This window comes from Caldisphaera lagunensis DSM 15908 (genome assembly GCF_000317795.1).
Taxonomy (GTDB): Archaea; Thermoproteota; Thermoprotei_A; order Sulfolobales; family Acidilobaceae; genus Caldisphaera; species Caldisphaera lagunensis.
This window is the reverse complement of record NC_019791.1, coordinates 939,019-953,967: the sequence shown is the minus strand read 5'-3', so window position 1 is coordinate 953,967 and position 14,949 is coordinate 939,019. Positions and strand designations below refer to the sequence as shown.

16 protein-coding genes are annotated in these 14,949 nt (G+C 25.5%); 8 read left to right on the top strand and 8 right to left on the bottom strand.

Annotation, left to right across the window (positions count from 1 at the left end):
- Positions 1 to 634: 634 nt before the first annotated feature.
- Positions 635 to 889 (bottom strand): hypothetical protein, encoded by a 255-nt coding sequence (locus CALAG_RS07940; protein ID WP_157463198.1) that lies wholly within the window; start codon positions 887 to 889, stop codon positions 635 to 637.
- A gap of 722 nt (positions 890 to 1,611) precedes the next feature.
- Here CALAG_RS07940 and CALAG_RS04605 point away from each other — a divergent pair.
- Positions 1,612 to 2,937, top strand: coding sequence for a glycosyltransferase (locus CALAG_RS04605; RefSeq protein WP_048816759.1), 1,326 nt, complete (start codon positions 1,612 to 1,614; stop codon positions 2,935 to 2,937).
- Here the strand turns inward: CALAG_RS04605 and CALAG_RS04600 are convergent.
- The 6 genes from CALAG_RS04600 to rfbC form a co-directional block, all read right to left on the bottom strand.
- On the bottom strand, positions 2,927 to 3,793 hold the full coding sequence (locus CALAG_RS04600) for a hypothetical protein (RefSeq protein WP_048816758.1): 867 nt from the start codon (positions 3,791 to 3,793) through the stop codon (positions 2,927 to 2,929). The two genes, CALAG_RS04605 and CALAG_RS04600, sit on opposite strands and share 11 nt — an antisense overlap.
- A gap of 91 nt (positions 3,794 to 3,884) precedes the next feature.
- A complete protein-coding gene (locus tag CALAG_RS04595) occupies positions 3,885 to 4,217 on the bottom strand; it encodes a glycosyltransferase family A protein (RefSeq protein ID WP_048816757.1) in 333 nt (110 codons plus the stop codon).
- Between the two features lie 305 nt (positions 4,218 to 4,522).
- Complete coding sequence (locus tag CALAG_RS04590) at positions 4,523 to 5,419, bottom strand: SDR family oxidoreductase (protein ID WP_157463197.1); 897 nt, start codon at positions 5,417 to 5,419, stop codon at positions 4,523 to 4,525.
- Positions 5,419 to 6,429, bottom strand: coding sequence for a dTDP-glucose 4,6-dehydratase (gene rfbB / locus CALAG_RS04585; protein WP_015232571.1), 1,011 nt, complete (start codon positions 6,427 to 6,429; stop codon positions 5,419 to 5,421). The genes CALAG_RS04590 and rfbB overlap by 1 nt, the downstream gene beginning before the upstream one ends.
- 10 nt (positions 6,430 to 6,439) lie before the next feature.
- A complete protein-coding gene (locus tag CALAG_RS04580) occupies positions 6,440 to 7,501 on the bottom strand; it encodes a glucose-1-phosphate thymidylyltransferase (protein WP_015232570.1) in 1,062 nt (353 codons plus the stop codon).
- Positions 7,498 to 8,055, bottom strand: coding sequence for a dTDP-4-dehydrorhamnose 3,5-epimerase (gene rfbC, locus CALAG_RS04575; RefSeq protein ID WP_015232569.1), 558 nt, complete (start codon positions 8,053 to 8,055; stop codon positions 7,498 to 7,500). Before rfbC ends, CALAG_RS04580 begins: the two co-directional genes overlap by 4 nt.
- Before the next feature lie 70 nt (positions 8,056 to 8,125).
- On the opposite strand from rfbC, the gene CALAG_RS04570 reads away from it, so the two are divergent.
- Genes CALAG_RS04570 through CALAG_RS04555 form a run of 4 tightly spaced genes read left to right on the top strand, consistent with a single transcriptional unit; the run spans position 8,126 to position 12,272 of the window.
- Positions 8,126 to 8,995, top strand: coding sequence for a permease (locus CALAG_RS04570; protein ID WP_015232568.1), 870 nt, complete (start codon positions 8,126 to 8,128; stop codon positions 8,993 to 8,995).
- The gene (locus tag CALAG_RS04565; RefSeq protein WP_015232567.1) at positions 8,976 to 10,046 is read left to right on the top strand and encodes a hypothetical protein; all 1,071 of its coding nucleotides are present in this window, start codon (positions 8,976 to 8,978) and stop codon (positions 10,044 to 10,046) included. The genes CALAG_RS04570 and CALAG_RS04565 overlap by 20 nt, the downstream gene beginning before the upstream one ends.
- Positions 10,039 to 11,613 (top strand): hypothetical protein, encoded by a 1,575-nt coding sequence (locus CALAG_RS04560; RefSeq protein WP_048816756.1) that lies wholly within the window; start codon positions 10,039 to 10,041, stop codon positions 11,611 to 11,613. The genes CALAG_RS04565 and CALAG_RS04560 overlap by 8 nt, the downstream gene beginning before the upstream one ends.
- 5 nt (positions 11,614 to 11,618) lie before the next feature.
- Positions 11,619 to 12,272: an ABC transporter ATP-binding protein gene (locus CALAG_RS04555; protein WP_015232565.1), complete on the top strand. Its 654-nt coding sequence runs from the start codon at positions 11,619 to 11,621 to the stop codon at positions 12,270 to 12,272.
- On the opposite strand, the gene CALAG_RS04550 is transcribed toward CALAG_RS04555, so the two are convergent.
- Complete coding sequence (locus tag CALAG_RS04550) at positions 12,273 to 13,352, bottom strand: glycosyltransferase (protein WP_015232564.1); 1,080 nt, start codon at positions 13,350 to 13,352, stop codon at positions 12,273 to 12,275.
- Positions 13,353 to 13,458: 106 nt separating this feature from the next.
- Between CALAG_RS04550 and CALAG_RS04545 the strand changes: the two genes are divergently transcribed.
- From CALAG_RS04545 to CALAG_RS04535, 3 genes are all read left to right on the top strand, one after another.
- Complete coding sequence (locus CALAG_RS04545) at positions 13,459 to 13,923, top strand: hypothetical protein (protein WP_015232563.1); 465 nt, start codon at positions 13,459 to 13,461, stop codon at positions 13,921 to 13,923.
- A gap of 64 nt (positions 13,924 to 13,987) precedes the next feature.
- Positions 13,988 to 14,383 carry a hypothetical protein gene (locus tag CALAG_RS04540; protein WP_157463196.1) on the top strand — a complete coding sequence of 132 codons (396 nt, stop codon included), beginning with the start codon at positions 13,988 to 13,990 and terminating at the stop codon, positions 14,381 to 14,383.
- The gene (locus tag CALAG_RS04535) at positions 14,384 to 14,947 is read left to right on the top strand and encodes a DUF1616 domain-containing protein (RefSeq protein ID WP_015232561.1); all 564 of its coding nucleotides are present in this window, start codon (positions 14,384 to 14,386) and stop codon (positions 14,945 to 14,947) included.
- Positions 14,948 to 14,949: the final 2 nt, after the last annotated feature.

Genomic DNA, 14,949 nt, shown 5'->3' with positions numbered 1-14,949 from the left:
CTATATCGTATGAGTACAATTGGCGATGTAAAAATCTATATTGAATTTGATGGGGAATATGTACAACTAATAACAAAAGACATTAGAAAGAGGAGCAAATGAAGTTCAGACTAATCGTTTATAGAAAGGAGAAGATAATATAAACAAGTACTTTGCCAGGGGCCACAACTGATTTACCAAAGGATCAAGTATAAGATCTATGTAACAAAGTAAGAAATCCCATAGAGGCATCTTAATGAAATCAAGTCATTTCTTTTGTTTACCAGCAACTAAGTATGTTTAGAACTCTAGTATTTCTGTATAGTAATGCTTATCTATTTCATATTCACCATATACAAAGAGAAGATCTTGTCTACTCATTTATTTATTGATAGCATATTTAATGAAATATTGTTTAGTTAAAGATTAAATTAAGTTTATTAACTATATAGGTTTATTTTTAAGGAAGGTAGATTTTGTGTTACCGATTCAGATGGAGCTTTGGGGTTTCTAGTACCTTCATGATATACCTTTATTCTCCCCTTGGGATGCTTACATACTTCTACTCATACCTCTTATTAAGGCATCGGCTATGTTCACGGATGCATTCACTTCTTCTTTCACGGAAACATCCCATTTATATTTGCAAGCCTATTTATATATGGATAAAATAAATATGTGTGCAATTATTCCAGTCTTTGAAATTATAGTAAATTATATTTATGGTATTCTTTATTGTTTGTGAAAATTCTGGATAATTAAAGTAGATAACTGCTATAGCCCTTATAGTTGCCATAAACAATAATAACATCTGATAAGAATGGCTTATATATAAATTAGAAACAAAGGTTTGATTACCAACAACTGTTAAAGTTGACTTTAGTGCTGGTATATTCCATAGTGATGACATTAGCGCAATTACTTAGTAAATTGGGTATGCGAATCATGGCTTAATTCCTCTCTATTCTCTCCTTAGATGTTACTTTATGATTGAAAGTCCTTTGAACTGCAAGAATAATAACAAAAACAAGTCTTAACATGATATAAGAGTTCATGTAAAAACATATCAATTTAACAGAATTATTTAGGCTTAGAATTTAATATATAGAGTCAACCAAAATCACCTCTCTTCTGGGTGACTAGATGTAAAATATCAAAGCATGGACGATTTCTGCGATTGGATTGAGTTACACTTTCTAAAAATATACAAAAGTATGAACACACTATTTGATTTTACTATGTTTTAATATAATCAATATAAATAAAATTATTATAAATTAATAAATTTAGCAAGGATTATAGATAATGCATTATTATTAAATAAATTAAGTATTGATTTCATTTATTATTATTTCAAAAATTCTTATTCATGTCTCATGAATGACACAACCTTGATTTACAATAAAAAATTTATATAACAAGTCATAAATTTGTAGGATTATGTTTCTTCTAAGGAACTGATATCAAATCTTTATTTCCGTCTTTTTCCTTGAAATATTGTTTTGATATTAATTTATTATAATTAGTTTTTTAATGCTATCAAAAAATTTTTGATTTATAGAATTTCAAATTATAAAAAACTTTTAAATTTTTATAATAGTTATTATAGTAGGATTAAAAATGGAAATCTTCATGATAGGACCTGCAGATATTAATGGAAAATTAGGGGGAAGTGGAATTCATAATGCAGAAATAATAATTAGATTACCACATTTAGGTTTTAGAGTTATTTATTCTCCATATCCTTCTACATTATTTTGGGCTTTAAACGATGAAGCCTTAGTTGATTCATTACGTAAAACATTAAGAATTATGGAACAAAACAAAGTTATTATTCCTAGCATAGTTTTTTCCTATTTGGAAGAAAAAAATAAAATATTAAAAAGGCTTAATATTGAATCTAATTCCTTTAGCAAAGCTGAAGAATTTATTAAAGAAAAATTAAAATATATTCATTATAAGAACTTTCCTCAATTAAGAGATGAAGAAATAAAAATTATGAAAAATATTATAAGTGATGTAGGTGATGTTCAATATATAATGAATCTTGTTGCTGAAGTTCCATCAGAATTTATTTATTTTGCTAAGATTTTTAAAAAACGTATTTATAATATAATTCACCATAATCCTTTTAACTGGTATATGGCGTTACGTAAAACTGCATCTATGTTTTATACGAATTCTATATCCAATATTAGAAATATGGTTGGATTAAGTCTTTTTTCTCCCTATTCTAGCATTAAATATTATTATGATAAATTAATTAGCCTAAATTTACCTATAAATTTTATATGGATTAATCCTGCTTCATATTTTCAATTTAGAAATTCCATGAATTTAAATAAAAACATAAAAAATTACTTTATTTACCCAGCTAATGCAATTGATCCTCTAGCTTTATCAAATGAAAGCTATGATAAAGAGAATTATTTTGTTTATGCAGGTCATCTAGATATTTTTAAGGGTTTATATGATATGCCTTATATATTAAAAGAATTAAAAAATAAAATCGATGATTATATTGTTTTTGTTGGTCATTCTTCTAATGAAACAACTAAATATATAAATAAATTGAAGAAAATATACCCTAAAATTAAATTTTTAGGTTTTTTAAAAAATAAAGAAGAACTATTTAAAATATATTCAAAGGCAAAGGGTCTTATTTACCCAACACATATAGATGGCTATTCTTTGGTGATACTTGAATCTCTAGGAGTTAAAACACCAGTTATTACTTATGGAATTCCTGAATTGGTTTATTTATATAGAAATATTAAACCTGTTAGGATTGTAAACGAGTTTGATTTTAAATCATTTGCAAACGAAATAATTAAGCTTTCAAAAACAGATAATACAAGAGATCTTTTTGATAATACTGAAAGTTTTATAAGAATTCATAGCTCATGGGATAATGTCGCTAAACAATATGCAAAGATATTTAAAGAAACTATGAAATAAAAGAAATAAAGTTAATAAATATCTGCAATTCTTTAGAAAGCTTTATCAAATTATTATTTAATTCTTTTTTTTTTACTCTATCAAAATGAACTTCTTCTAAACATCCCCAATCAATAAGTTTTGATAGTTTTCTATTAAATTTATTTTTATAAATATTTGTTTTAATCATTATTTGATTTATATCCATAATCCCTTCATTCTTTTTTATTGTATATAGGATTAGTTTATCTTCATCATCAAGATATTTATTAATCTTTTCTGTCATATTTTTTATGAATAAACTAAGTGTTGAAGGTAAATTCTTATTAAATACAAAAAAAGATGATTTTGCAAGATTTATAAATATGTTAAATAGGCTAGTACCAGATAAAATTGAACGTAATAGAGCAAATTTTAATATTCTCCATTGAGAAATAGGTAATTTTAGTTGTTTACTATCAAGATTTAAAGCCCATATGTTGGCTAAATAACCTAATGCTAATTTCTCGCAAAACACATTTGATGATTTTTCACAATTATTTTGAAATTTTTTAAAAAAAGAAATATCTGTTTGAAAAGATTGATAATTTGCTAAAAAAGTAGATGACGTATTTGTATTGTATAATTGTTCATAGCTATTTTGATTTTTTAATACATTTTTATTAGTATGTACTCTATAATATGTTAACCTTTTACTTGTATAGAATAAAAGACCTTCACTAAATGATGATATTACCATAATAACCGTATCAAACGAATTCCCTTTTAGACCTTTAATATTTTCAGCTATATTTCTATTTACAGCAATGGAACTATTATTGAAATGAATTTCATATTTTGCAATAATTTTTTCCCATCTAGGGTCATCACTTTTCATTATTATGTTAAATGAAGGTTTAACGGCATATAATTTTCTATCTATTATATTATTTTCATCAATTACATCAAAATTATTACTTATATATATATTAGGTTTTTATTTTTTGAAAGCTTTTATATATATACATTAGCCTTTCTGGTTTATACGTATCATCTTCCAAAAAGGTTATTATATCTCCTTTAGATTCATCTATACCTAAACTAAGTTTTTCTCCTAATGTATTGTTCTCTTCTGTTACTATATTTTTCCAATTATTTCTTTCTATTATTTTATCAGATAATTGATCTTCAAAATTTTTTACAACAATTACTTCAAACTTATCCTTATCTAAGGTTTGTTTTTCTAAACTTTGCAAAGCATATGGTAAATATTTCTTTCTATTATGAGCAGTAACTATGACTGAGATGAATTGATTGTTCATTAGCAGTTCCCTTATTTTGTAATATAAAAACTAGTATTTATATAATTAGTATGGCTAAAAAATTGAATAAAATTATAAGTATTAATTCTGTTAAGGTTGTTACTATTTTGCAGTATTAATATTGTTTAAATTTATTAAATAATAAACCCAAATATATCAAAGAAGAGTATATAATGTAATAATTTAAAAAAATGCCTTTTTTCCTTATAATTATACTATTTAAATGATCAAAAATAAATCTTTTTAAAACTTTGTAAACTATATATGAATTATGATCTATAACTTAAAAACTAAATTATTTTTATTTAGTTATCCTTTTCTACCTTTAAAGAATAATATTCACTTTTCAATATATTTAAAGCATTTTCTGTCTCATAAAAATTAATATCAATAAACTTTTTTGTATTATCAAAATTAAGAGAAGAATCTATAGGCCTTTTAGCTTTCCATTTCATTTCATTTATATATGTTTTTCTAATTAAATCAGTATCAAAACCCATTTTCTCTGCTAGTTTTACGGCAAATTCGTATCTGCTTAACCTTTCACCTCCAACATGAAAAACCCCTATTAATCTCTTTTCTGCTATTTCTATCAACGCTTTGGCTAAAAGAGTTGTATTCGTCGGTGATGTGAACTGATCAACTACAGCCTTTATCTCTTCTCCATTTTTTAATTTATTTATTAAATACATTGCAAAATTTGATCTTCCAATACCTATACCATAAATAGTACTAGTTCTAACTATGGCGTAATTAGTTAAAGTCTTTACCGAACTTTCTCCTAATAACTTTGTTAATCCATAATAATTTATTGGATTTGGTGTTTCATTTTCTTTATAATTACCTTTTTGACCATCAAATACATAGTCTGTTGATAAATAGATCATGTGTATATTGAATGCGTTTGAAACCTTCACTATATTTAATGTTGATAAATAATTAGAATTAAAACATTTTTCTTTTTCTACTTCACAGTTATCAACATCTCCCATACCTGCTATATGTATAATTGCATCAGGTTTTTCTTTTATTATTATATCTTGGGTTAACATTTTATTGGTTAAATCCGCTTTAATTAATTTAATTTTTAAATCAGGAATTTTTTCATGATATATCCCAACTATTTCATGATTTTTTTCAATACCCTCAATGACCGTTTTATAGCCTGGTAAGCTTGTTATTCCTGTTATTAATAATTTCATTACCATTTCACCTTCCAAGGTGTTTTATTTAATACTTTTTCATTGATTAATGGTTTCCACCACCATTCATTACTTACATACCATCTAACTGTTAGCTCTATTCCTTTTTCAAAATTATATTTTGGATACCAATTAATCGATTTTTTAATTTTCTCAGATATTGTTTTATACCTCTTATCATGTCCAGGCCTATCTTCTACAAATTCAATAAGTCCTTCATCCTTATTTAATAATTTTAAAATCTTTTTTACTACTTCAATATTTTTCACTACATCATTGCTAGATACGTTATAGATCTCACCATATTTATTGCTTTTTTTACTAATCTCATATATTGCATTACATGTATCTATAACAAAAGTCCATTGCCTTTCTTGATTTCCATCTCCATATAATGGAATCTTTTGATCGTTTAATGCCTTTATAATAGTTTTGGGAATAAGCTTTTCTGGGAATTGATAATATCCATAATTATTTGATGGTCTCAATATAATTGCATTAATATCATAAGTTCTATTGTAAGAAAGAATAAATAAGTCTGCTGAAGCTTTTGCTGCAGAATATGGGCTTGAAGGTTTCAATGGGAAATTCTCGTCTGCTTCACTATTAAATAGATCCCCATATACTTCATCAGTTGAAATATGAATTAACTTTATTTCATTTTTTCTTTTGCTTTCTCTAATTATTTCTAAAATATTAAAAACTCCAATCAAATTGCTATGCAAAAATGGCTCTGGATTTGATATACTTCTATCAACATGAGTCTCAGCAGCAAAATTTATTATTATATCTATGTTTTCAATTAATTTTTTCATAATATTTTTATTGGCTATATCTGCATTAATTAGTTCATATTTTCCTTCTAATCCCTTTAAATTGTTAATATTTGATCCTATTCCCATATAATCAACTATTGTTATTAAATTATTTTCTTCTTTATAATTTTCCAATAAATATCTAACAAAATTGCTCCCTATAAATCCTAATCCACCAGTTATTAAGTATCTCATTAAATTTCACCTATAGCTCAATTTCAGAATAATCACTAACATGTAACTTAATAACTTTCCTTGAATTTTCTTTTATTTTAGAATTTCTTCCTATTAGGCTATCTTCAATCCTTTTAACGTTTTCTATAATTGTATTGTCTAATATTATACTGTTTTCAATTTCAGAATTAACAATTTTTACGTTATTTCCTACGCTAGTATAAGATCCAATAAATGAATTTCTTATCTCTGAATTTTTTCCAATAATTAGTGGACCCCTTATTATTGAATTTTCTATAATTGTTTTTTCATCAATTTCTACTCTTCCCCCAATGTTTGAATTTGTTATAATAGCCGAATTGCTAATTTTCTTTTGAATTTTTTCATCTAAAATTAATTGGTTTGCTAAAATTATATCATCTTTTTTCCCAGTATCTAGCCACCATCCATCAACTATGCTAAAACCCAATTTGTATCCTTTTTTTAACATTGTTGATAAAGCATCTGTTATTTCCAATTCTCCTCTTTTACTTGGCTTTAATCCCTTTATGATATTAAAAATCGATGGCTTTAAAAAATAGATACCTGTTAAGGCTAGTTTGCTTATGAATTCCTTTGGCTTTTCTATTAGATCTATTATTTTATTATCCTTTACTATTGCAACTCCAAAGCTTCTTGGATCATCAACTTCCTTTAGCAATACCATTGCATCATAATCATTTTCCTCAAATTCTTTTCTATATTTAGATATACCATATTGCAATAAATTATCTCCTAAATATACAATAAAAGGCTCTTCGTTAACAAATTCTTCTGCCATTAAAACTGCATGGGCAATCCCTAATGCTTCACCTTGATAAATATATGTTATATTTGCATTAAATTGTTTTCCATCCTTATAATAATTTACGACGCTTTCTGGATATGTATTACCTAAAACAATTGCTATATCTTTTATCCCTGCATTTAATAAATCATCTAAAACATGATGGCTAATTGGTTTGTTAGCAATTGGAATTAATTGCTTAGGACCGCTAAATGTTAATGGTCTTAGCCTAGTTCCTTTACCGCCATGAAGAATTATGCCTTTCATCTTTTTTCACTTCGTTCATTTTCTAAAAATTGTTTTAAAGTTGGCCATGAGCTATCCTTTTTTGATAATATTGGTTCTTTTATTGGCCAATCTATATTTATATCTTTATCATTCCATATTATTCCCCCTTCATTTTCTGGAGAATAAAAATTGTCAACCAAATAAACTACTATAGCTTCATCGCTTAAAACTTCAAATCCATGAGCAAAACCTCTTGGTATGTAAAGCATTTCCTTATTTTTATCAGATAAAATTGCAGAAACATATTTTTTAAATGTTTTTGAATCAGGCCTTATATCTACAGCAACATCAAAGATCTCTCCTTTAATAACTCTAACGATTTTTGCCTGAGCAAATTTACCTTTTTGAAAATGAAGACCTCTTAGAACCCCTTTTCTTGAATATGATTGATTTTCTTGAATAACATTAAAATCAAGATTGCTAAAAGATCTTTTCTCAAAGGTTTCCATAAAATATCCTCTATTATCTTCAAATACTTTAGGTCTTATTATATAAACGTTATCAACACTTGTTTTAATAAATTCAAAGGGCATGCTGCACCACAATTAATTTGTGTTATAAAATATATATTTATTTGTTTTCACAATGCAAAATGGGGGTATGATGAAAAATATTATTAATGTTATGCTAATCTCTATATTATATTCAAGATCATTCCTATTATTAATGATAACTCTTTCTATACCTGTTGCATTATCAAGCTCATTAATATCTGTACCTTACTCAATTTCTTATTCAACACATTTAATTCAGACTACAAACCTAAACATTTCAATGGAACTATATAAATTTAATAACAAAAATATCATGATTTTTGGATCAAAAAATGAAAGCTATCTTTTAAGCTATTTGAATTTAAATATTATAACTGGAAAAGAAGGTGTATTGATTAGCGGCAATTTGAATAAAGAGGTTAATTCAACGATTTCTCTATGCTTAAATGATGGGTGCAAAGCATACAATATTTCTGGTATAATAACTTCCCCATATAATATTACATTAATAATATTACCATTTAATTTTAATGCAACTCAAATATCATTAACCAATAATGGAGTTAACCTTGCATTAATTGGATCTAGCCTATCATTAATAAAATTGGTTTTGTTGCTGTCTATAATAATTTTAATTTTTTCAATACCCGCCCAAGTATTTTCATATGAAAAAATGGTAAATAATATGGAATCAACATTTGCTAATCTAAAGACCATGGGCTTATCAAAAAATAATATAATTTTTTACTTTATAATATCATCTTTAATAGTATCATCATTAATAATTTTATATGGAATTTCTTTAGGCATATTTATTTATCAATTAGGTCTCTTCTTTCTCTCTAGATTAAACCTTGTTTTGCCTTATGGTATCCCAGACCCATTAATTATTAGTCTATTATTTTTTATCTCAATATTAACCTCACTTTTATCATCTCTAATCTCAATAGGTGAAAGAATTGATAAGATATCAATTTAACAAGGCTACATATCTTTTCCTAATATTAGTGTTTACTTCAATAGTTACATCATCTCTAATAATATCAGGGGAAATTATGGGGGTTTATAATTTATATAACATAATACAATCATTAGGAGGTAAGAACAGCTTAATAATAACAGGATATTCAGTTTCTCCATATACTTCATTAATAAATAAAAATGATTTGTTAAATAAACTAAGAAATACAAGCGGTATAGAAAATATTACTTTTTTAGTTATTTCCCTTGGTTATGTTAATGGAAAAGATGTTGCATTTATAGGAAATAATAATGTTAGTGATGCGTATTGTGCATATCCTAGTTATTATGTTAAAAATGAACTCAACTTAAAGATAAACCAAACAATTCTTGTTTATCCAGCATTATCTAATTTTCCTATTATACTTAAGGTTTGTAATTTTTCAAATCTTTATCCATGGGCTATTTCTGTTAATATAAATACTGCATACTTAATTCATGGAGGAGGGATTAATTATGGTTTGGCATCTCTTGCAATAATAGATTTTAAAAATTCATCCTATAAACTATCAGCTATGAAATCTTTAAGCCTAACTCCTGTCCAAAAATCTTTAATAAACACTGCTTTAATATTAGTTCAGAATAACCAAGGCGAAAAGATGCTTTTTAATGAAGCATCTCAAGCATATTTTAACAAACTTGGAATACCTAAAATAGCATTTTTATCTCTTGCAATAGCATCAGCATTAATAATTTCGATAGCCTCTTATACTATTGGCCTTATTTTTAACTTAATAGATAAGGATAGGATAGAAATATTAAATAACTATGGTATATCAAAGATGAAAATCATGTTTAATTCAATTGCCATAAGCCTTTTATTATTGCTAATTTCTTTTATTATATCTCTATTTATTTTTAATAAAATAAAGTATTTATTATCAACAAATTTATTAGGTCTTCCATTAATACCCTCAATAAACATTTATATTATGTTATCAACGTTAATATCAATAATGGTAATCTCTACTATAAGTATTATTATCAACAATGGTGATTATAATGAATAATAAAAATAAAAGAAAGGATACATATTATTATTTATTATTAATAATTTCTCTAGCTATATTTATCAGATTATTACCTTTATTTATTTTAAGAGAACCCCTATCAACAGATGTTTGGCCATTAATAAGAGAAACAAACATAATAGTAAGCAATAGTAATGTCAGGATATGGAATAATTCAGCTTTAGGAGGATATAATAATAGAATTCCTGGAGTATTGCTCTTTGCATCAGTTGTATCGAAAGCAACAGGAATTTCTCCGTTTTATGTATATTCCGTAATCAATTCATTGATTATAGGTGAATCAATGTTGCTTTTTTATTTATTTATAAAGAAACTAGGAGGTAATGGATTAATATCAATATCTTTTACTTTTTTCTCTGGACCATTTCTCATATTTACATCATCATTATTAAAAGAAGTGTTTGCTTATCCCTTCTTTTTTGCAATTCTTTTACTATCATATTTTGCTAAAAATATTAAAGATTTAATCTTAATTTCATTAACATCGATTACATTAGTTATAACACATCCGTTACCAACAATTTTTCTTGTATCAACCTTATTATTAATCCCTATCCTAAAATTTAGCATAAAATATATTTATGGTAATAGAAAGGAATTATTATTAAAATATAGAAATAATGATAAGTTCTTATTAATTACATCTCTAATCTTGGCACTTTCTTTTTTAATATATTATATTTCTTATGGAGTTTATGGAGTTAAAGGATATTTAGTAAACTCTATTACTCCAACTTTCTCATTTTATATAATTTTAATAGTTTTTACTTATATATTCTTTATGCCAAAGTATCATATATATTTTAAAAGCTACTACTATTTTTTATTAATTTTTCTTGGATTATCTATACTTTACATCTCAACCTTTAATTTCATAGTTCTGTCAAACAAAAAATATGATTGGCAAATAGCGCTTATAGGTTTACCATTAATACTTTTAATACCTTTGTGGACTGAGTTTGAGTTTTTTAAACCAAAAGATCATTTAGTAGTTTCTTCCCTCTTTTTGGTATTTACCTCATCATTTCTATATGCAATAATTTCAAATACTGCTTTGCAATTAATTTCATATAGGTTTGTAAACTATATAATAATAGGAGGAGGCATTGTTTCAGGTCTATTATTTAACACAATACCTAAAAGGAGATCCTTAATTTTTTCTGAAATAATTCTATCAATAATTACGGGAATCTTAACAATTTCAATAATTTCAACAAACCTTTTATATAGCCTTCACTGGTACCTTTCTTCCCAATGGAGGTATTCTTATGGGTTTGTTAATAGTGCCTTTACTGTATATAAATTAAACACTGGAAATTTTCCTTTATATGGAGATGTTAAGGTTGCTTATTTATTTAATAGTTTAACTAATATAAACATGATATTAAGCGGAAACATGCATGGTCTTCTAATTTTATATAAAGAGAATTTTGAACTCGGTTTTTACACTCCTATAAATGTTTATAATTTAAATATTCTTCCAATAAACCTTAACTCAGATGTTGTAATGAGGTCTCCCTACATATATGTTATATATTATAGGTGACAGGAATGATTAAACTTATAGAAATAAAGGTATCAAAGAATAAAAAAGAAATAATAAAAAGGGCGAATTTAACATTAAACAAAGGAGAAATTGTTGAAATATATGGAAAAAATGGATCAGGAAAAACCACTTTACTGAAGGTGTTATCACTTATTCAAAAGGTAGATGAAGGTAATGTTATTTATTTTAATAAAAATATAACAAACTATAAAGAAAGTAATCTGTCTAAGATAAGGCTTAATTATATTGGATATGTTGAACAACAATATAGACTAATTCCGGGATTAAATGTATTGGAAAGCATATCATTACCTTTATTACTTAAAGGAATTAATAAAAAGGAGGCCGAAAAAATTTCTATTGAATTAATAAATGAGATGAATTTAAAAGGAAAAGAAGGTGAAGTTGTTGATAATTTAAGTGGAGGTGAAAAGCAGAGGGTATCAATAGCTTCAGCAATTGCTAAAGATCCCAAGGTATTAATACTTGATGAGCCTTTCTCTAACCAAGATGATATAGGAGAAGAAATAATAATTAAAAAGTTAAAAGAACTTAAAATTAAAGAAAAAATAATAGTTTTTTCATCACCTTACATGATTGAAGGTATTGCAGATAAAATTTATATAATGAAAGAAGGTATTTTAATGGAAAAAGATTGATTACTTTTTTTCTTTTTTCCATACAATCTCCTTGTTAAAGAAGTTTTTAATTTGTGAAATTGCTAGCAAAAACTGCATTATAACCCACGTTCTTATTTGAGATGATAATAATGAAATGAAAAATGCAAATATTAAAAATAAAGAGATAATGTTTCCTAAAAATGACGATATCAAATCAAGAGACAAAGCTATAATTAAAAGCCATGGGTTAATTAAATGAATATAATATTCAATAATCAATATTTTTTTATAACCTTTATCCTTTACTTTATTTATATCACGAATTGCTCTAGAAAAGTGTTGAATTAAATGTTTGGCCCTTCTAATCCTCCAATGAATGTATCCTTCTTTGGGAACAAGCTCGCTGCATATTATATCATTTACAGCAACAAACCTTTCCCCCTTTAATGATATTTCATGAGAAGAACTGCTATCATCTGCTCCAATTTCCTCATTAAAACTTTCAATTAAACCTCTTCTAAATGCAAGGAACTCTCCATGGGCTATTGGAGTTGAATAAATACAGCTTTCTCCTAATCTTAACACGTTATATAGATCCCTATAGGTACTTTCAATTGAGTTATTTCTTACTTTTTTAATACATGTTACTCCTCCAAATTTTTTTAAATAGATTACTGCTTTCTTTATTGTATCTAAAGTTTCCCAAGATGAATCAGCATCTGTTATTATAACAATATCTCCATTTACATTTTTTAAAGCATAATTTAATGCATTTGCTTTCCCTCTTCTCTCACTTTGTTGAAAAACCTTCACATTAAGCTTCTTTGCTATATTTACAGTATTATCATTACTTGCTGAATCAACAACTATAATTTCCATTTTATCCTTTTCATAATCTTGCCTAAGTATATCTTTAATTTTTTCCTCTATAGTTTTTTCTTCATTGTAAGTTGGAATAATTATAGATACTAAAGGGTAATTATCTAAATCCAAATCTTCATTATTTTTAAGATTGCATTTAGAATTACTTAACATGTATCTATAATAAAATGTAGGAATTGATATGTGAATTATAAATATAGATATTGCTAATATGAGCAATATTGTTGATATTATCAACTTTTTCTCCTATTTTTATTATAGTATAGGGGAATTTATTTTCAAATTAATTCTTAAAGGAAGAAAACTTAAATTTAAAATAGTATCAAATAAAAGGGGGGCACAATTGAAACCTAAATTAGTGTTGCTAACAGTAATATTTTTGGTGTTGCTAATACCGATAATTTCAAACATATCTTTTTCATCCAATATAAGCTGTAATGAAACCTTTAATGAAATTCAAAATGCTTATAACTATATTTCAAAGGCATCATCCTTAGGATATAATATATCTAAATATGAGTCCTTGCTTAATGAATCTTTAAATTATTATAACAGTGCATTAATTTCAAATAGAAGTAATCTATGCAACTTATCTTATAATATTGCTAAAAACATAAGTAATAATGGTACCCTTATTATTAAATCAGCAGAAAGTCATTATTATTTTATTGTTGCATTAAGGCTTCTTTATATTTTTGTTTTCTTATTGCTTTCATTTATACTATATAAATTTTCACCATCTATATTTTGGAAGCTTTGGATAAAATCACATAAAAACTATGTGGTGGAGAAAAATGATAGACGATAAAATTAAGTATATTTTATCTGGCTTCTTTATAATCATATCGATCACATTTTTGGGGAACTTTTTAATGACATATTGGAAACCTGGGCCTTATAGCTTGCTTGCAACTCTAAATACTAACAAAGAATTAGGAGGATATCCTAATAATGTACCAGTAAACTCTACATTTACTTTATATGCCTATATAGAAAATCATGAAAACAAAATTGGATTTTATGAAGTAAATGTCTATATTTTAAATGCATCAATAGATGTTAATTCAACATTTTATTTGCATAAAAAGCCTTATTTAAAAATATACTCAATAATAAACAATAATGGAAATTCAACGATACCATTTAATGTAACATTTGAAAAATCTGGTCAATATAAGATAGCGTTGCTACTTTTCCTTTATAATGGAACAGATTTTCAATATACTAATCTTTACAATCAGCTATACGTTAATGCAACGGTGGGATAAATGGGATTGAGAGAAGAAGATATAATAAAAATAATTGAGAAAAATAGTAAAATAAAAATTATAGATATTATTAATAATATGAAAAACAATAATATTAAAGATGTTGATATAGCAAGGTTTATATACAAATTAATAGAAGATAATAAAATAAAGTATACTAATTATCCAAGAAATTTTCTCTCATATTTTTTTAGTATAAGAAACTCTTGGGTATTAATTTCTTTATTAATAATATCAGTATCTATGATTTCTTCAATTTTTATACCTGATAAATATATTTTAGTTAAAGGAATTTTAGTATCACCAATTCTTTTCTTTTATCCAGGTTATGGAGTTGTTGAAAGCATTTATCCAAATAAAAATGATTGGGGAGAATTGGAAAGAGTTGCGATATATATAGCAATAAGTTTAGCTATAATACCTTTAATAGGTCTCATATTAAATTTATTACCTCAAGGCCTAACAGTTCTTTCAGTATCTTTATCTTTATACATTTTTTCACTATCAATGCTAATACTTTCTTCATATAGGAAATTTAATTACTATTTGATGAAGGTGTTATAATA